This is a genomic window from Pectobacterium carotovorum, from assembly GCF_900129615.1.
Classification (GTDB): Bacteria; Pseudomonadota; Gammaproteobacteria; order Enterobacterales; family Enterobacteriaceae; genus Pectobacterium; species Pectobacterium carotovorum.
Map to the genome: position 1 here is coordinate 193,710 of NZ_FQWI01000003.1, position 17,882 is coordinate 211,591.

At 54.8% G+C, this 17,882-nt stretch carries 16 protein-coding genes; 6 read left to right on the top strand and 10 right to left on the bottom strand.

All coding sequences use genetic code 11. The features are described from left to right. Positions 1-34: 34 nt before the first annotated feature. From BUB06_RS07985 to BUB06_RS08015, 7 genes are all read right to left on the bottom strand, one after another. The gene (locus BUB06_RS07985; protein ID WP_010309677.1) at positions 35-952 is read right to left on the bottom strand and encodes a 4-hydroxy-tetrahydrodipicolinate synthase family protein; all 918 of its coding nucleotides are present in this window, start codon (positions 950-952) and stop codon (positions 35-37) included. A 43-nt stretch (positions 953-995) separates the two neighbouring features. Then, positions 996-1,697 carry a TetR/AcrR family transcriptional regulator gene (locus tag BUB06_RS07990; protein ID WP_039472237.1) on the bottom strand — a complete coding sequence of 234 codons (702 nt, stop codon included), beginning with the start codon at positions 1,695-1,697 and terminating at the stop codon, positions 996-998. An 83-nt stretch (positions 1,698-1,780) separates the two neighbouring features. Continuing rightward, positions 1,781-3,034 carry a M20 aminoacylase family protein gene (locus BUB06_RS07995; protein ID WP_039472238.1) on the bottom strand — a complete coding sequence of 418 codons (1,254 nt, stop codon included), beginning with the start codon at positions 3,032-3,034 and terminating at the stop codon, positions 1,781-1,783. After that, complete coding sequence (locus BUB06_RS08000; protein ID WP_039472240.1) at positions 3,027-4,748, bottom strand: ABC transporter ATP-binding protein; 1,722 nt, start codon at positions 4,746-4,748, stop codon at positions 3,027-3,029. Before BUB06_RS08000 ends, BUB06_RS07995 begins: the two co-directional genes overlap by 8 nt. After that, complete coding sequence (locus tag BUB06_RS08005; RefSeq protein ID WP_039472242.1) at positions 4,745-5,680, bottom strand: ABC transporter permease; 936 nt, start codon at positions 5,678-5,680, stop codon at positions 4,745-4,747. The genes BUB06_RS08000 and BUB06_RS08005 overlap by 4 nt, the downstream gene beginning before the upstream one ends. A gap of 1 nt (position 5,681) precedes the next feature. Then, positions 5,682-6,668, bottom strand: a complete 987-nt coding sequence (locus BUB06_RS08010; protein WP_039472244.1) for an ABC transporter permease — start codon at positions 6,666-6,668, stop codon at positions 5,682-5,684. Positions 6,669-6,720: 52 nt separating this feature from the next. After that, a complete protein-coding gene (locus BUB06_RS08015; RefSeq protein ID WP_039472245.1) occupies positions 6,721-8,307 on the bottom strand; it encodes an ABC transporter substrate-binding protein in 1,587 nt (528 codons plus the stop codon). Positions 8,308-8,721: 414 nt separating this feature from the next. On the opposite strand from BUB06_RS08015, the gene BUB06_RS08020 reads away from it, so the two are divergent. Together BUB06_RS08020 and tcdA are read left to right on the top strand one after the other, a co-directional pair. Then, positions 8,722-10,980, top strand: a complete 2,259-nt coding sequence (locus tag BUB06_RS08020; protein WP_039472247.1) for a molybdopterin-dependent oxidoreductase — start codon at positions 8,722-8,724, stop codon at positions 10,978-10,980. A 68-nt stretch (positions 10,981-11,048) separates the two neighbouring features. Next, a complete protein-coding gene (gene tcdA / locus BUB06_RS08025; RefSeq protein ID WP_039472248.1) occupies positions 11,049-11,867 on the top strand; it encodes a tRNA cyclic N6-threonylcarbamoyladenosine(37) synthase TcdA in 819 nt (272 codons plus the stop codon). A gap of 15 nt (positions 11,868-11,882) precedes the next feature. Here tcdA and csdE read toward each other — a convergent pair whose 3' ends face one another. Both csdE and csdA read right to left on the bottom strand, forming a co-directional pair. Continuing rightward, the gene (csdE, locus tag BUB06_RS08030) at positions 11,883-12,338 is read right to left on the bottom strand and encodes a cysteine desulfurase sulfur acceptor subunit CsdE (protein ID WP_039472250.1); all 456 of its coding nucleotides are present in this window, start codon (positions 12,336-12,338) and stop codon (positions 11,883-11,885) included. A gap of 3 nt (positions 12,339-12,341) precedes the next feature. Continuing rightward, positions 12,342-13,547 carry a cysteine desulfurase CsdA gene (gene csdA, locus BUB06_RS08035; protein ID WP_039472252.1) on the bottom strand — a complete coding sequence of 402 codons (1,206 nt, stop codon included), beginning with the start codon at positions 13,545-13,547 and terminating at the stop codon, positions 12,342-12,344. Positions 13,548-13,730: 183 nt separating this feature from the next. Between csdA and BUB06_RS08040 the strand changes: the two genes are divergently transcribed. From BUB06_RS08040 to rlmM, 4 genes are all read left to right on the top strand, one after another. Continuing rightward, positions 13,731-13,952 carry a YgdI/YgdR family lipoprotein gene (locus BUB06_RS08040; protein ID WP_005975888.1) on the top strand — a complete coding sequence of 74 codons (222 nt, stop codon included), beginning with the start codon at positions 13,731-13,733 and terminating at the stop codon, positions 13,950-13,952. 537 nt (positions 13,953-14,489) lie between these two features. Beyond that, positions 14,490-15,413: a transcriptional regulator GcvA gene (locus BUB06_RS08045; RefSeq protein ID WP_010296350.1), complete on the top strand. Its 924-nt coding sequence runs from the start codon at positions 14,490-14,492 to the stop codon at positions 15,411-15,413. A 102-nt stretch (positions 15,414-15,515) separates the two neighbouring features. Beyond that, positions 15,516-15,911: a DUF423 domain-containing protein gene (locus BUB06_RS08050; RefSeq protein WP_039472254.1), complete on the top strand. Its 396-nt coding sequence runs from the start codon at positions 15,516-15,518 to the stop codon at positions 15,909-15,911. Then, on the top strand, positions 15,904-17,004 hold the full coding sequence (rlmM, locus tag BUB06_RS08055) for a 23S rRNA (cytidine(2498)-2'-O)-methyltransferase RlmM (protein ID WP_039472255.1): 1,101 nt from the start codon (positions 15,904-15,906) through the stop codon (positions 17,002-17,004). The genes BUB06_RS08050 and rlmM overlap by 8 nt, the downstream gene beginning before the upstream one ends. A 53-nt stretch (positions 17,005-17,057) precedes the next feature. Here rlmM and xni read toward each other — a convergent pair whose 3' ends face one another. After that, complete coding sequence (xni, locus tag BUB06_RS08060; protein WP_010296361.1) at positions 17,058-17,840, bottom strand: flap endonuclease Xni; 783 nt, start codon at positions 17,838-17,840, stop codon at positions 17,058-17,060. Positions 17,841-17,882 lie beyond the last annotated feature (42 nt).

A 17,882-nucleotide genomic window follows, 5' to 3' on the forward strand; every position in this document is an offset into this window, starting at 1 on the left:
ATGAAACGCTTGCTCTCCACGCAACAGAACAGAATCAGCTGTTAAAGCCGTATTTGCTGCTCAGCCCTAATTCATTCACGATACGAATACCTGAATCCAACGCTTCGCCCTGTAAACCCCGCAGCGGACGGCGCAGGCTGCCAGCCGGTAAACCCACCGCCTTCATTAATGATTTCACCGCCACGGGATTGATTGCCGAGTAGGTGTAATGCAGCAGAGGCAGCAAATGCTGGTACGCCTTACGGAAGCGCTCTGCATCCTCACCGTTTTTCCACGGACGAGAAATTTCAGCCAGTTCTGCTGGGGCAATATTGCCGGTCATGTTGGCCGTTCCATGTCCTCCCAACGACATCGTTGGCACCACCAGACCCAGATTGGGGGAGTCGCAGCACATCACCGACACATCGGGGTTGCCTGCCAGCACTTGTGCCACCTGACCCACGCGGGTGGTGGATTCTTTATGAATAACGTAGTTCGGGTGTTGGAAAATACGCAGCAGCGATGTCCAGTGCAGGTCCGTTTTTACGCGCGGCGGGTTGTTATAAATCCCCAACGGCAAATCGGTCGCGTCGGCAATTTCCAGAAAGTAGCTTTCGATATCGCTCTCGCTGGCACAGATATAGGCGGGGGCGGCGATAATGGCACCGTCTGCGCCGTTGTCATGTGCATAGCGAACATAGTCAATGGTGGTATCGGTATTGTTACCGGTACAGCCGTAGAACAGCTTCATTTTGCTGGTGCTGTATTGCGCGGTTCGGCGGATGATCGCCTTTCTCTCATCTGGGGACAGCATGGACACTTCCCCTGTTGAGCCCATAATCAAAACGGCCGCGGTGCCGTTGTCTTCCTGGAATTTTAATAACGCCTCAAATGCGCCGAAATCCACGCTGCCATCGTCATTAAAAGGCGTAATGAGGGCAACGAATGACCCTTCAATTTTTTCTCTGCTCATGTCTGTTTCCTGTCAATGTAAACGTGTTGCGAATAACTAAAAATCAGGACTGAAGTGATGTCTCAGTCAGTGGTTTGGCGGTAAAACCCGCCTCGACAAAACGTAATAGATGCGACAGCACGCGATCGTCATCGCGGTTGTCACACAGCCCTTTGGAAAGCAACGCCAGACGGCCAGAACGCGGATCGGCGTCGGTTAACACGTGCATGGCGGCACCACGGGCAAATTCATAACGCCAGATAACCTCCGCGCGCGATAACTCCGGCAGCGCACGGGAAAAGGCATCGATAAAACGGTGAGCGACGTGATCGAACTGGGCCGAAAGCAGGGCGGTTACCTCCAAACCCGGTGTCGCCCGCAGATGCTGTAACAGGCGAACGACAATACGTCCGCCGTCGGGCGTGCGAGCTGTTTTAACCAGCGGGCGCAATAGCGCATCCAGCAGCGCGGCAACAGGCAGTTCATCACCCTGATTGGCCTTTTCCACCTCATCCAGCAGACGCGTTCTTTCGTCATTTAACGGACCGAGAACGTTGTCCAGCACGGCACGCAGTAATCCTTCTTTCGAGCCAAAGTAATAATTCACCGATGCCACATTTACGTTGGTGGCTTCCGTTATTTCGCGAATCGTCGTTAGCTCACTGCCTTTGCAGGCGAAGATCGTGATGGCTTCACGCAGGATGCGCTGTTTAATGTCTGCCTCTTTTTCTTTGCTTTGATCTTTGGTTTTCAATAACGCCACCATGATTCATCCTTTTTGCTCACGCTCGCCGTCGAGGCACCGACGTCATGCGTTGTGATAGTGAGGCCGTGTAAAATATTCTGTCGCTAGGCCAGTTCTTGAAAACCCAACTCTTGATAAGCCAATGTTGACCAATAGCGGATGCCCAGTGGGATCAGCGCGTCATTAAAGTCGTAGTGCGGGGTATGCAGGTGATGCACGTTGGATGCATTTTGGTCGCTGTTACCCAGCATCATGAATGCGCCGGGGCGCTGCTCCAGCATGTAGGCAAAATCTTCTGCACCCAGCAGCGGCGTCATCGCGGTGTCAACCTGTTCGAGTCCGACCACCTGCGCGGCGGCATTAACGGCTAACTGCGTGGCGTGCGTATCGTTGACCAGCGCGGGATATTGCTGCTCATAGTGCACGTCGGCCGTTGCACCAAAGCCTTGTGCGGTGCTGTGTGCCAGTTCTCGCAGGCGCGTTTCCAGCAGGTGGCGAACGCTCGGCGAGTAGCTCCGCCCGGTTCCTTTAAGGATGACGCTGTCGGGGATAACGTTCGGGGCGTGGATATCGCCGCCCTGAATGTGACCGATGCTGAGCACCGCCGCGTCCATCGCGGGGACGTTACGGCTGACGATGGTTTGTAAGCCAAGCATAAATTGTGCGGCGGGCAGCGTCGGATCGATAGAAAGGTGGACGCCTGAACCGCCGTGTCCGCCCGTGCCGTGAAATGTGACCTGCCAGGTATCGCTGGCTGCCAACATTGGACCGCTGCGAATCGCGAATTTGCCCACTTCGATACCGGGTTTGTTATGCAGACCAAACAGTCGGTTGCAGGGGAACGCGGTCAGCAGGCCGTCATTGAGCATGGCAAGCCCGCCGCCCAACCCTTCTTCCGCTGGCTGGAAAATAAAATGTACCGTGCCAGCAAAGTTGGGGTGCTGAGACAAATAGCGTGCGGCACCCAGCAGCATGGTGGTGTGTCCATCATGTCCGCAGGCATGCATTTTCCCGGCATGCACCGAAGCATAGGGCAGGTCCGTTTTCTCATTGATGTACAGCGCGTCCATATCTGCCCGCAGGCCGATGCTGTCTTCACCGGGATAACGACCACGTAGGGTGGCGACCACGCCCGTTCCACCGATGCCTGTTGTGACGGCAAGCCCCCACGCCGTCAGCTTTTCTGCCACTAATTGCGCAGTGGCAAACTCTTCAAAGCCAATTTCTGGGTGTTGATGAATATGGTGACGAATCGCAATCAGCTCAGGTAAAAAATCCTGAATGACCAATTCCATCGCCGTTTGGTCAATAGCGGGTGGTGTCGGTGTATTCATCATGTGTTCTCTGTTCTTATCCATGCGCCTGTCTGCTCATCGGCTGTGGAGACACAAGCGCATCACGCTGCCCGCCGCAGGGGACGGCATCGATCAGCTTGCGGGTGTACGGGTGTTGTGGCTGATGCCAGATGCTGTGGTGATCGCCACTTTCCACACAGCGCCCGTTTTGCATGACCATGACCCGATCGGCGATATAACGCACCACGGCGAGATCGTGGGAAATAAACAGCAGCGATAGGCCCATTTCATTTTTTAACTCAACCAACAGATTGAGGATCTGCGCCTGAATAGAGACATCGAGTGCGGACACAGGCTCGTCGCAAATCACCAGCGAAGGGCGCACCACCAGCGCACGGGCAATGCCGATACGCTGGCGCTGCCCGCCGGAAAATTCATGGGGATAGCGACTCAGGCTGCTTTGTGGCAAACCGACGCGATCGATGATGTTTTTGATTGCCTGCTGTCGCTGCGAACGATCGCCAAGTCCATGTACGATCAGCGGCGTTTCAAGAATATGTTGAATGCTGTGGCGTGGGTTCAGCGAAGCGTACGGATCCTGAAAAATCATCTGCACCCGCTGACGTAACGCTTTCAGCCGTGATTCTTTTAGCGTGGTGATGTCTTGCCCATCGAACACGATCTGCCCGTGTGAAGGCGGTAGCAGGCGCAGAATGGTTTTGGACAGGGTGGATTTACCACAGCCGGATTCGCCCACCAGACCAAGGGTTTCTCCAGGTAAAATAGTCAGTGACACATCGTCAACGGCCAGCACCTTGCCCTGTGCTGTTGAATAGCGGGTATGAATATTTTTCAACGAGAGCAGCGGCGGCTGGTTTGTATCGGTGACACGGTGAATCAAGCTGGGCGGCGTCAGCAGCGTAAAGCCTTCGTCCGTTGGCGCATGATGGATTTCCGCCAGCCGATGGGTACGGTAGTGCCTGTCCTGATCCATGTGTAGCGATGTCGCTAACAGCCCGCGCGTATAGCTGTGTTTGGGGGAGAAGCGGTGTGTGGATGACTGAAACAGGTCAGCCGCCTGTGCTTCTTCTACCTTTTGCCCGGCATACATCACCGCCACGCGGTCGGCCCATTGCGCCACCAGCCCAAGGTCGTGGGTAATCAGCAGCAGGCTCATCGAGAATTCACGACGCAGGTTATCCAGCAGCGCCAGAATCTGTGCCTGAATGGTAACGTCCAGTGCCGTGGTCGGCTCATCGGCAATCAGCAGACGCGGTCGGCACGCCACCGCCATGGCGATCATGACGCGCTGACGCTGTCCGCCAGAAAGGTTATGTGGATAGTCATCCACCCGGCGGGCGGGTTCTGGGATCTTGACCAGATCCAGCAGTTCGATGGCGCGCGTCCGTGCCTGTGCAGGCGTCAGCGCCTCATGCAATCGCAGCGTTTCGCTAATCTGCTGCCCGATGGAAAGTACTGGGTTGAGCGAGGTCATCGGCTCCTGAAAAATCATCGACAGCGCATTGCCACGCAGTTGACGCATCTGCCGATCCGGCAGGGTCAGCAGATCCTGTCCATCAAACAGAATACGACCGCTGATTTTTCCCGGTTCGGCGACCAGTCGCATCAGGGACAGCGCCGTCGCAGATTTACCGCAGCCGGATTCACCGACCAGCGCCAGCGTTTCTCCGGCGTTAATCGTCAGGTTTAGCCCTCGAACGGCCTGATGACCGGGAAAATCGACGTGTAAATCTTGAATATCGAGCAGCGGCTTCATGCGCTTCTCCCCCGTAACCGTGGATTCAGGGCATCGTTCAACGCGTCGCCAACTAGATTCAATGACAGTACGGTTAAGACCAGTGCGGTGCCGGGCAGGGCGGTAAGAAACCAGGCGGTACGCAGCGACTCCCGGCCTGCGCCGATCATGCTGCCCCAGCTCACGCGGTTCGGATCGCCAAAGCCTAAGAAGGAGAGGGCGGATTCAATCAAAATGGCCGAGGCAACCATGACAGATGTCGTGACGATGATCGACGGCAGCGCGTTCGGCAGCATTTCCTGAAAGATGATACGCAGACTGGAAAATCCCTGACTGCGTGCGGCTAACACAAAATCGCTTTCACGCAGGGAGCGAAATTCGGCCCGTACCAGACGGGCAATCGTTGGCCACGAGGCAATCCCGATAGCCAGTGAAATCAGCGTAACCGACGGAGAACCGATAGCGACCAGCACCACGACCAGCAAAAAGGTTGGGAAGGTCTGGAACAGTTCGGTGATATGAACCAGCAGGTCATCAACCCGACCGCCAAAATAGCCCGCCAGTGCACCGACGACGGTGCCAATTAACAGGCTGACAATGACTGCCGAGAAGCCGATCTGCAAGGAAACCTGTGAACCGTGGACGATGCCGGCGGCGACATCACGGCCCATCGAATCGGTTCCTAAGGGGAAATCAGGGTTTTCGCCCGGCCACAAGAAAGGCTGAGCGACCATATCCAGCGGATCGCCGGGATAGAGCAACGGTGCTAAAGCTGCCATCAGAAATACCGTAATGAGCAACAGCAGGCCGGCCATCCCCGCGGGATTGCGGATAAATGCACGCACCTCCGGCGACAGGCGGAAAGGCGTTTTTAACGGGCGAGTAGGCGCTGAGCTAACGCCATCCGTTGTGGCTTTCTTTGGGGTGAGATTTTCAGGAGAAAGGTGATTCATATCAGCGTGCCTTAATTCGGGGATCGAGCCAGGATTGCAGTAAGTCCACTAGCACGTTAGCCAAAATGACTAAGAAGGCGGAAAGCAGCAGGACGCCTAACAAGACGTTGAAGTCGCGAGCCATCACCGCTTCCAGCGCCAGACGGCCCAGCCCCGGCCAGCTAAAGACCGTCTCTACCACGGCTGCTCCACCCAGCAGATTGCCGAAGTGCATCCCCGCCACGGTAGTGATAGGCAGCAGCGCGCAGCGCAGAATGTGCTTGACGGTGACCCACAGCGGCGACAGCCCTTTGGCATGTGCGGTGCGCACGAAATCCTGCTGAGCGATTTCCAGCATGGCTGCGCGGGTCAGACGGGCATAAATGGCAATAAAAAAGCTGCTCAGCGCCACTACCGGAAGGATGGCATGCTGCAACATATCCTTGAAATACGCCCAACCGGTCAGGCTCGCGCCGATGGTGATATTGCCACCGCTTGGCAGCCAATCAAGATGTACGGAAAACAGAATCAGCGTCATCAGGCCGATCCAGAATCCCGGCGTGGAGTAGAGCAGCAGCGCGATGAGGGAGAGCAAGCGGTCGGGCCATTTGCCTGCCCACACTGCCATGATCGTTCCCAGCGTTATACCGATGATGATGGCAAAAACCTGCGACAGCAGCATCAGGAACAGGGTGCCCGGCAACCGTGACAGGATCAGATCCATTACCGGCGCGTTGTAGCGAGGCGAAAAGCCGAGGCTGAACTGCGCCAAATTACCTAAATAAACAGAGAGCTGTTGCAGTATGGGTTGATCGAGACCGAATTGAGCGCGCAGGTGTGCCATCGTCGCTTCGGTTGCATTGCCTGATTCGCCGGCCAGCACATCAACGGCGTCTCCCGGCACCAGCTGCAACAGGAAAAACACCAGAATGACAATGCCAATGGCCGTTGGCAGCGCATGAAGCAGGGTTCGCCACAGTACGCGCCCGATTCGTTCTACTTTATTCATCACATACCTTCATGGGATTCCCCTGCCAGCGCAGGGGAATGCTGTATTACGATTACTGATCCAGCCACACATCGGCCAGACTGCCGTTGACGCCCTGAATATCCGTGACGACGTTGTGCACGCGCTTGTTGTAAATCGTCTGGCGCTTAATCTGGAGCAGGTTCAAATCGGGAATATCCGTGGCGATGATGCGTTGGAACTGCTTGTACAACTCCACGCGTTTTTCAGGATTGGTTTCCACCGAGGCTTGCTCAAGCAGACGGTCTACTTCCGGGTTGCTGTAATGTGAGCCGTTGCCGAAAGGCACGCCCGGTTGATACGTTTTTGACCAGTACAGGCGCTGTACGCCTACAGCGGGATCGAACAGATTCGAGATGGAACCGTTGTTGAAGTCAAAGTCGCGGTCGGTATAAACGCGCTTAACGAAGGTGGCGAAATCCTGCGAGCGAATGGTGACGTCGATGCCGACTTTGGCGAGTGACGATTTGAGGTATTCCGCTACGCGTTTGAAGCTATCGCCATAGGGCATGAAGTCATGTACCAGCTTGAAGCGGATACCGTTTGCCTGACGCGGGAAGCCGGCTTCATCCAGCAGTTTGTTCGCTTTGGCAATATCGAAGCCATAAGGAGAAGGTGTCGCATCATGGAACTGCGCCAGCTCCGGCGTAATGGGTGTCGGTGAACTTACCGCGTAGCCGTACCACACCACGTTTTTCAACACATCAATATTGATGCTGTGCGCAATGGCCTGGCGAACTTTCAGGTTCTTCAGGTAAGGGTTATCCAGATTGAACTCGATGCGAGTTTGCGTCGGGCTATAGCCGTAGCCGTTGGTTTCAATGCCCAGCTTGGGGTTTTTCTTGATGCGTTCAATTTCACTCAGCGGAACGGGGGAGTCGCTTCCCAGATCCAGCGCGCCGGTTTCAAGCGCAATCGTGCGAGTGGCGGCATCGGGAATGATTTTCACCACCAGTTTATCGACGTAAGGCTTGGGGCTATCCCAGTAGTTCGGGTTACGTTCATACAGGATATGGCTGCCACGAACCCATTCTTTGAAGACGAACGGACCGGTACCAATCGGTGCGGTATTGTGAGGATTTGACAGAATGTTTGTGCCTTCATATAAGTGTTTCGGCACGATAGGCGCTTCGTTGGCGGAGAACGCGCTCAGCAGATAAGGTGCGGGTTTTGACAGTTCAAGAATCGCGGTATACGGATCGGGGGTTTTCACTTCGGTGACGTTGGCAAACGTGCCCTGACCGCGTGAATTGTATTTTTTGACGGTCAGAATAGAAAACGCGACGTCCGCAGAAGTGAAGTCTTGCCCATCATGCCATTTCACGCCTTGACGCAAATGGAACGTATATTGTTTACCGTCCGGGCTAACTGACCAGCTAGTCGCTAGCTGCGGGGTCGGTTTCATATCGAAATCATAATTCAACAGGCCTTCAATGACCTTGGCGTTGACCTTCATCACCGCACCGCTGGTGCTAACCAGGCTGGTTAATACAGGCGGTTCAGGCTCGGCCAAAAAATTCAGCGTGCCGCCGCGCTTGGGCGTCAGGGTTTCCGCCTGTGCGGCAAGGCCGAATAGCGAAGACGTCAGAATCAACGCTGATAAGAATAGATTTTTTTTCATATTTCCCATCCGTATGCAGAGGGCAGCGTTGTGCGCTCCGCCTTTATTTTTTTAATGGCGTGTTTTGAATGATGTGTTTTGGGTGACAAAAAACCGTTCTCTTCAGGAGGAAGAGAAATAAGGCTGAATTAAGTCAACATCGGGGCAGTAATGAAATAGCGTCATTACCGTTGCTGTGTGGCGTAATGGGTTTCATGCTGCGTTCCTGGTTTGAATAACGAAAAAATAATAAAACGGCCTGAACCACCTCTTTATTTTCTGGTTAAACCCTAGCCCAACGTGTGTTTTAAACGAACGTTTTAATATGGATAAGTAATGTCACATTACGCATAAGCTATTCACTCTTCTTGCTGTTGGGGGCGTGGATAATTCAGGTTATTATCCACCCTGCTAATTACTTATCCTGAGGTTGTCATGGCGATTAAACGTTATCCACATCTTGCGCACTGGGGCGCGTTTACCGCTGTGGTTGAAGACGGCAGACTGATTCGATGCGAGCCGTTTGCTGACGATCCGGCACCGTCCGCCATGCTCGATTCCATCGTACCGCTGGTGTATTCCGACCGACGTATCCGTAGGCCTTCGGTGCGTCGTTCCTGGCTTCAGAAACGCGAAAACAGCGACAGAACGCTGCGCGGCCGGGAGGACTTTGTTGAGGTGGATTGGGACGTCGCGCTCGATCTGGTTGCGCAGGAGAATCGCCGTATTCGCGATCGCTACGGTGCGGACGGTATTTTTGCCGGTTCCTACGGCTGGTCGTCTGCCGGTCGCTATCACCATGCGCGTTCTCAGGTTCGACGCTTCTATTTTTCCGGCGGCGGCGCGGTCGATCAGCAGGGCAATTACAGCTGGGGCGCGGCGCAGTTCTTCCTGCCGTACGTGATTGGCACCTTCCACCCGCTGACGGGCAAGGTAACCGAATGGCGCAGCGTCGCCGAGCACTGTGATATTTTCCTCGCGTTTGGCGGTCTGGCGCTGAAAAACGCACAGGTGGCCTCCGGTGGTGCCGGGCACCATACGCTTAAGCCCGCGCTGGAAGCGCTGGTGGCGAAAGGGATTCCGGTCATTAACATCAGCCCGATGCGCGATGACTGCCCTGAATTTGTGAATGCCGAGTGGATTCCAATCCGCCCGAATACCGATGTCGCCCTGATGCTGGCACTGGGCTATGAGATTCAGCGTTTGGGCGCTGACGATAAGGATTTCCTGCAACGCTACTGCGTTGGCTACGAACAATTGAGTGACTACTTGCACGGTCGCGGCGACGGCGTGGTGAAAACCCCCGAATGGGCCAGCGACATAACGGGTATTCCTGCCGAGCGCATCCGACGTCTGGCGCAGCAGTTAATTGGCGTACGCAGCTTTATTACCTGCTCTTACTCCGTGCAGCGCGCACACCGTGGCGAACAGCCTTACTGGATGATGATTGCACTGTCTTCCATGCTGGGACAAGTGGGGTTACCGGGCGGCGGATTCTCCTTTGGCCACGGTTCGATGAACAGCGTCGGCAACGAGCGTATTTCAACGCCTGCGCCCGCTTCGCCTTCTACCCCGAACGCGGGGCAGGCGATCCCCGTGGCACGTATTGCCGATATGCTACTGCATCCGGGAACGCCTTATACCTTTCAGGGCGAAACCCATACTTATCCCGATATTCATCTGATTCACTGGGCAGGCGGTAACCCGTTCCATCATCACCAGCAGTTGAACCGTCTGGTGGACGGCTGGCGCAAGCCGGATACGGTGATTGTGCAGGATATCGTCTGGACGCCTGCGGCGCAGATGGCGGATATCGTGCTGCCCGTCACTACCACGCTGGAGCGTAATGACATCGGCGGGTCGTCCCGCGATCGCTTTATCTTTGCCATGCATCAGGCGATTGCGCCGCAGCATCAGGCGCGTAATGATGTGGATATTTTCAGCGAACTGGCGGAGCGTCTGGGCTATGGCGACGCATTCACGCAAAACCGCAGTGAGCAGCAATGGCTGGAACATCTGTATGACGAATGCCGTTCAAGGCAACGAGATGCCGCTGACCGCTGGCCATCATTTGAGGAATTCTGGCAGCAGGGACATGTAGAAATCCCGATGGATGAAAAGCCGTTTGTGTTCTTTGAGGATTTCCGCCGCGATCCGCAGCAGCATGCGCTGAGTACGCCAAGCGGTAAAATTGAACTGTTCAGCTCGGCCATCGCCAGCTATGGCTATGCCGATTTTGCGCCGCATCCTGAGTGGCAGCCTCCCGTTGAATGGCTGGGAGCCAAAAGCTCGGAAGAATGGCCGCTGCACTTTATTTCCATTCAGCCATCTGACCGGTTGCACAGCCAACTGGCTGCCACGCCGCAGGTTGCTGCGAATAAAACCGCAGGAAAAGAGACGCTGTACATGCACCCGCAGGATGCCGCCAAGCGGGATATCGTCGACCGTTCGCAGGTGGAAGTCAGAAACGCGCGTGGTCGCATTCTGGCGGGCGTACAAATTACCGATGGCGTCACGCCGGGCGTGGTGATTATGTCCACCGGTGCCTGGTTTGAACCCGGCTTCGGCCAAAAAACGTGGCATCCGGTTGAACAATCAGGAAATGCGAATGTACTGACGCTGGATATCGGCACCTCGCCGTTGACGCAAGGACCGAACGCCATGAGCTGTCTGGTAGATGTCGTGCGGGTTTAGCGCTATCCTGAGCCGCTTTTTCTCGCTGTTTTATTTTCCTGTGATTTTGTTTTCGTAAGGTTGGTTGAATGAGTACGCAATTATCCGAAGCCTATTTGCAACGCTTCGGCGGCACCGCGCGGTTATATGGTCAACAGGCGCTGGCGCTGTTTTCTCAGGCTCACGTTTGCGTGATTGGCATTGGTGGCGTCGGCTCCTGGGCGGCTGAGGCGCTGGCTCGTACCGGCATCGGCGCGATCACGCTGATCGATATGGATGATGTGTGTGTCAGTAACACCAATCGGCAGATCCACGCGCTGCGTCAGCATACTGGGCAGTCGAAGACGGAAGTGATGGCTGAACGTATTCTGGCGATCAACCCGGAATGTAACGTCACCTGCGTGGATGATTTCATCAGCGCGGAGAACGTGGCCGAACTGCTCGACCAAAATTTCAGCTATGTGATTGATGCCATCGACAGCGTGCGTCCGAAGGCGGCGCTGCTCTCCTACTGTCGCCGCTATAAGATCCCGGTGGTGACAACTGGCGGTGCGGGTGGACAGATCGATCCGACCCGCATTGAGGTGGTCGATCTGGCGAAAACCATTCAGGATCCGCTGGCCGCCAAGCTGCGTGAACGGCTCAAGCACGATTTTAACGTGGTGAAGAACAGTAAAGGGAAGCTGGGGATCGACTGCGTATTTTCCAGCGAACCGCTGGTTTATCCGCAGCCTGACGGCTCCGTCTGTGCGTCTCGCAGTACGGCCGATGGGGTGATGCGGATGGATTGTGCGTCAGGCTTTGGTGCCGCGACAATGGTCACCGCAACCTTTGGGTTTGTTGCGGTATCTCATGCGCTGAAGAAGATGATGGCGAAAAGGGAAAGATCGTCTGCGTTGCAGAAATAAATAGCCTGAGTGGTTCTACTTGAGTGAAGCCTCTTGCTCGGCAATCTCCTTGATTCTGGCGGCCAGCGCCGCCAGCCCGCTTGAACGTGAAGCGCTGAGCTGAGCGCGTAGCCCCAGGCTATCGAACAGCGCCAGCGGATCGTGCTGCAATAGCGCTTCTGGCGTTTTTCCCTCAACGGCGGTTAACAATACCGCCAGTAATCCCCGCACAATGCGCCCGTCGCTGTCGCCGTAAAAATGCAGCCTGTCGTCTTCCTGACGCTGATAACCCAGCCAGACGCGATTTTCACAGCCGGATAATGAAATTTCCTCGGTTTTCAGCACGTCGGGCAGCGTTGGTAACGCCTTTGCCAGCAAAATGAGCTGCCGATAGCGATCTTCCCACGCGCGGCATGCATCGAATCGCGCTAGTAGGTCGGCGACGGTGGTGTGGTGGCCAAAAGGATGCGTGGTGTCAGTTGTCTGGGTCATGGTTTAGTCGATCAATAATTCAAGGGCGCTGCCCACTGCGGCGATCAGCGCAGCAACATCCTGTTGGTTGTTATAGGGGGCAAACGAGGCGCGGAGCGTGCCGCTGACGCCGAGCGCGTCCATCAGCGGCTGCGCACAGTGATGCCCAGCACGCAGTGCGATGCCGCTTTCGGCTAGCAGCGTAACCAGATCGCTGTGGTGCACATCGGCAATATCAAAGGACAGCACGCTGGACTGCGGGCTACGGAAACTGCGAAAGCCGGGGAACTGCGCTAAATACGTTTCGGCAAGTTGCGCTAACTGCTGGCTGTGCTGCTCTGCGGCGTGCCAGTCCAGCGTGGTCAGCCAGTCTAGTGCCGCAGACAGGCCAAGCACGCCAGCAATGTGGGGGGTTCCCGCTTCAAAACGCTGTGGAATCGCCTGCGGTTTGAAGCCGTCAAAGGAAACCTGCGTCATCATTTTCCCGCCGCCTTGCCACGGCATCATGCTTTCCAGCAAGGCGGTTTTGCCGTACAGCACGCCGATCCCGGTTGGGGCATAAAGCTTGTGTCCGGAAAACGCGTAGAAATCGATATCCAGCGCCTGTACATCGGGCGGGCAGTGAACAATGCCCTGCGCACCGTCAACCATTACTACCGCACCATAGCGGTGAGCCAGCGTAATCGCCCGCGCCAGATCGGGCTGGCCGCCTGTCACGTTTGACATCTGTCCCAGCGCCAGCAGGCGGGTTTTTGGCGTGATCAGCGTGGCTAACTGTTCGATATCCGGTAACAAGTCCGCGCCTATCGGTAACTTCACGATATTTGCGCCCGTTTGCTGCGCCACCATCAGCCACGGAATGAGGTTCGCGTGATGCTCCGCTTCGCTCACGACGATCTCATCGCCCGGTTGAAGGCGAGGGCGGGCATAGCTCTGCGCGACCAGATTGATCGCTTCCGTCGTGCCTCTGGTCCAGACAATGGAACGCGGATCGTCGGCGTGGAGTAACGTGGCGACTTGCTCACGAGCGCCTTCAAAACGCTGGGTTAACGCCTGCGCGCCGCGATGCTGGCTGCGATGCACCGTACCACTCTCGCTACCATAGAACGCCTGCACCGCATCAATGACGGGCTGTGGTTTCAGCGCGGTCGCGGCGCTATCAAGATAGACAGCCGAATGCTGGAGAGCGGGGAACTGTTGGCGAAAGGTGGCAGGGTTAAACGGTGTCATGAGCATCCTCTTTTGGAGGGCAGATCCTGTCCCATTTTGTCGAGAGAGACAAGTTTAGGACTATGCCTAATGCGATTTTATGGAAAAAAAAGCAACTATTGCTACGCTTTAAAGTGTTAATTTTCAGGATTTCCTGATGAATAAGGTTAACTAGAAGACATTTAAATTCATTGAGGGTTAACTATGAAGAATAAAATTTCTATTTTTGCCGCTATCGTGATGGCGTTTTCTCTGGCAGCCTGTTCCAGTAATTACGTCATGCATACCAATGACGGTCGTACCATCGTCGCAGAGGGGAAACCGAAGGTGGATGATGAGACGGGTATGATCAGCTATACCGATGCCTACGGTCAGCAGCAGCAAATTAACCGTGATAATGTGAAAGAAATGGCGAAAGGGAAGTAGTGCCGTTTGCCCATCATCACACGTTGCCTGTTAAGCCGTGCCAGATGTTAGACAAGCGTGCCATGGCATTCAGGTGTGAAACGTAAGCAAAAAAAAGCACCGCAATTTGCGGTGCTACACAAAAAATCACTTTGGACAGACAGGGTAAATGTACAGGAAGTGAATAGGGTAGACTCGCTACCACATCTGCAAAAGGCAGACAAACAAATAGCAAACACAACATCACAACCACAAGCCAAAAGCACCTCAGGTCACCCCTCCGCACTTTTCGTTCCGGCCCAGGAAGTTGCGCTAATATAGGTATTTGCTGGTACATCCTCAACGGACAAATTATAATGTCTCGGATTACAAAAACTAATATATGTACCCGTCATCTTTTCGTTGTAGAGAGGTTGGCCGCTGTCGATGGCTTTGAACGCGCAGACAGCGGTGCGACTGGGGCGATTTCCGATTGTCGCCTTTCTGCACCTTAAGCGTTATTGGGTACGAATGTGCCTGATAAATCGCTGATTTAGCGTAAACCAAAAGATTTCATTCATGTCAAAACGTCTCCCTCCGCTCAACGCATTGCGCGTTTTTGATGCGGCGGCTCGCCATTTAAGTTTTACCAAAGCGGCAGAAGAACTGTTTGTTACGCAGGCTGCCGTCAGCCACCAGATTAAGTCACTGGAAGATTTCCTGGGGCTTAAATTATTCCGCCGTCGTAATCGCTCCCTGCTACTGACGGAAGAGGGGCAAAGTTACTATCTTGATATCAAAGAGATCTTCTCCTCTTTGAATGAGGCAACCCGTAAGTTGCAATCCCGCAGCGCCAAAGGTGCGTTAACGGTCAGCCTGCTGCCCAGCTTTGCTATTCATTGGCTGGTGCCGCGTCTTTCAAGTTTTAATTCCGACTATCCAGGGATTGATGTGCGTATTCAGGCCGTGGATCGCGATGAAGATCGTCTGGCGGATGATGTGGATGTCGCGATTTTCTACGGTCGGGGAAACTGGCCGGGGCTGCGGGTTGAAAAGCTGTATGCCGAATATCTGCTGCCGGTTTGCTCGCCCGTATTGCTGACGGGGAATCACCCGTTAAAAACGCCGGATGATTTGGTGGCACATACGCTGCTGCACGATGCGTCGCGTCGTGACTGGCTGTCCTATACGCGTCAGCTTGGCGTGCAGATTAACGTGCAGCAAGGGCCGATTTTCAGCCACAGCGCGATGGTGTTGCAGGCGGCGATCCACGGGCAGGGCGTAGCGCTGGCGAATAATGTGATGGCACAGACGGAAATCGAAGCCGGGCGACTGGTGTGTCCGTTTAACGATGTGCTGGTCAGCCGGAATGCTTTTTATCTGGTATGTCATGACAGTCAGGCAGAACTGGGTAAAATAGCCGCCTTTCGCCATTGGATTCTGGCGCGGGCAGCCAGCGAACAGGAAAAATTTCGCTTCCGCTATGACAACGGCACGCGCTGAAGCCGTGTCGCGGGCTGTCGAGGTTTGATGACCGAATAACTCACGTAGGTAACCCATGCAGGTCGCTACGATGATAGGTAACAACGATTATAGGTAACTACGATGAATAGTCGTTTCATGCTGGTGTTTGCTGCTATCAGCGGCTTCACTTTTGTCGCGCTGGGCGCGTTTGGCTCTCACGTTCTCAGCAAAACGCTGGGCGCAACGGAGCTGGGCTGGCTACATATCGGCCTTGAATATCAGGCATTTCATACGCTGGCGATTCTGGCGCTAGCGGTTGCGATGCAACAGCGAACCAATCTGTGGTTTTACTGGAGCAGCGTTTTTCTGGCGTTGGGAACGGTACTCTTCAGCGGAAGTTTGTACTGTCTGGCGCTTTCTCACCTGAAACTGTGGGTTTATGTGACGCCGATTGGCGGAGCCTGTTTTCTGGTGGGGTGGATATTAATATTGATTGGCGCACTGCGTCTGAAGAGAAAGGCTAAACGCCATGAATAAAGTCATTTTGTATTGCCGCCCTGGGTTTGAGAAAGAGTGTGCGGCGGAAATAACGGAAAAAGCCACGCAGCATAATGCTTTCGGCTTCGCGCGGGTAAAAGAGAACAGTGGCTACGTCGTGTTTGAATGTTATCAGCATGAAGATGCTGAGCGTTTGGTCAAAACGCTGCCGTTTCATGAGCTGATTTTTGCTCGTCAGATGTTTGTGAGCGGTGAACTGCTGCGCGACCTGCCGCCAGAAGACCGTATCACGCCAATCGTGGGTATGCTGACGGGAGCCATTGAACGCGCGGGGGATCTGCGCGTCGAAGTTCCCGACACCAATGAAAGCAAAGAGCTGATGAAGTTCTGCCGCAAATTCACCGTACCGCTGCGCGCGGCATTGCGCGAGCACAAAATTCTGCTGGGTTATGAAAAAGCAGATCGCCCGGTGTTGCATGTGTTGTTCATTGCGCCCGGCTGCTGCTATGCCGGTTACTCTTATAGCAATAACAACTCACCGTTTTATATGGGTATTCCACGCCTCAAGTTCCCTTCTGATGCACCAAGCCGTTCGACGCTTAAGCTGGAAGAAGCGTTTCACGTCTTTATTCCTGCCGACGAGTGGGATGAGCGTCTGGGCAGCGGCATGTACGCGGTGGATTTAGGTGCCTGCCCCGGCGGCTGGACCTATCAACTAGTTAAACGCAGCATGATGGTTTATGCGGTAGACAACGGACCAATGGCACCGAGTCTGATGGATACCGGACAGGTGATGCACCATCAGGCGGATGGCTTCCGCTTCGAAGTACCGCGTAATAACGTGTATTGGCTGGTGTGTGATATGGTGGAGAAGCCGGCGAAAGTGACCAGTCTGATGAGTGATTGGCTGATCAAGGGCTGGTGTCGTGAAGCGATATTCAACCTGAAGCTGCCGATGAAGAAGCGCTATGAAGAGGTGTCGCAGAATCTGGCCGTTCTGCGTGAGCGCCTGAGCGAAAATGGCGTTAATGCTGAAGTGCATGCCAAGCATTTGTACCATGACCGTGAGGAAATCACCGTGCATGTTCGCCGTTTCTGGAGCGCGGTGCCTGGTCGTCGCGACGAGCGGTAGTATCGTGCTGATGCGTATCTGGGGTCACTCAGGTACGCATCCTTATTTATCCGCTAGTGAGAATGCGGCGGGGCGCTATTCTGCACCGGCAGCCTCAGCTGCTGCAGATTGCCATTAAGCGTTAAATCGGTACGCAGCGTCGCGATTTGACGACTGATCAGCGCCATTTCCTTATGCTGTTCCAGCTTCTTACGCCACTTTTCCGGTACGGTATCCAACTGTTGATACAGCGCCTCCAGACTCCCCGCCTGTTGTAAAAGCTGTGCGGCACTTTTAGGGCCGATGCCTGCGACGCCTGGAATCTTGCTGCTGCTAATGCCTGCCAGCCCCCAATAGTCAGTAAGTTGCTGCGGTGACACACCAAATTCCTGTTCGATAAACGGCAGGTCCAGCCAGCGTTTCTGAAAGTAATCCCTGATCTGAATGTGTGGTGCCAGTAGCTGGCAATATCCTTTGTCAGTCGACACGATCGTTGCCTGATGACCTGCGGATGACAGCTTGACGGCCAGCGTAGCCGCCAGATCGTCGGCTTCATTGCCGGGGCTATGCCAACTGGCTACGCCAACGGCGGCAAAGGCCGCTTTAATCTGCGGGAGTTCCTGCTTCAGATTCTCCGGCATTGGCGTGCGTCCTGCCTTGTAGTCCGGCAGGAGCTGGTGACGCCAGCTGGTATCGCGATCTTCATCATCAAAGACGGCCACCGCGTGCGTGGGCTGGCTGTTTTGTATGAGTTGATGCAGCGCATGTTGGCATGCCGTGATACAGGGTGAACCTTGTACTGCATGAATGCGACGTATCAGATTGAGCGCGTCGACAATCAGCAAATGGACGGACATCGCGTAATTCCTGATGTGATAAGAGGGGGAAGCAGAGCTTCC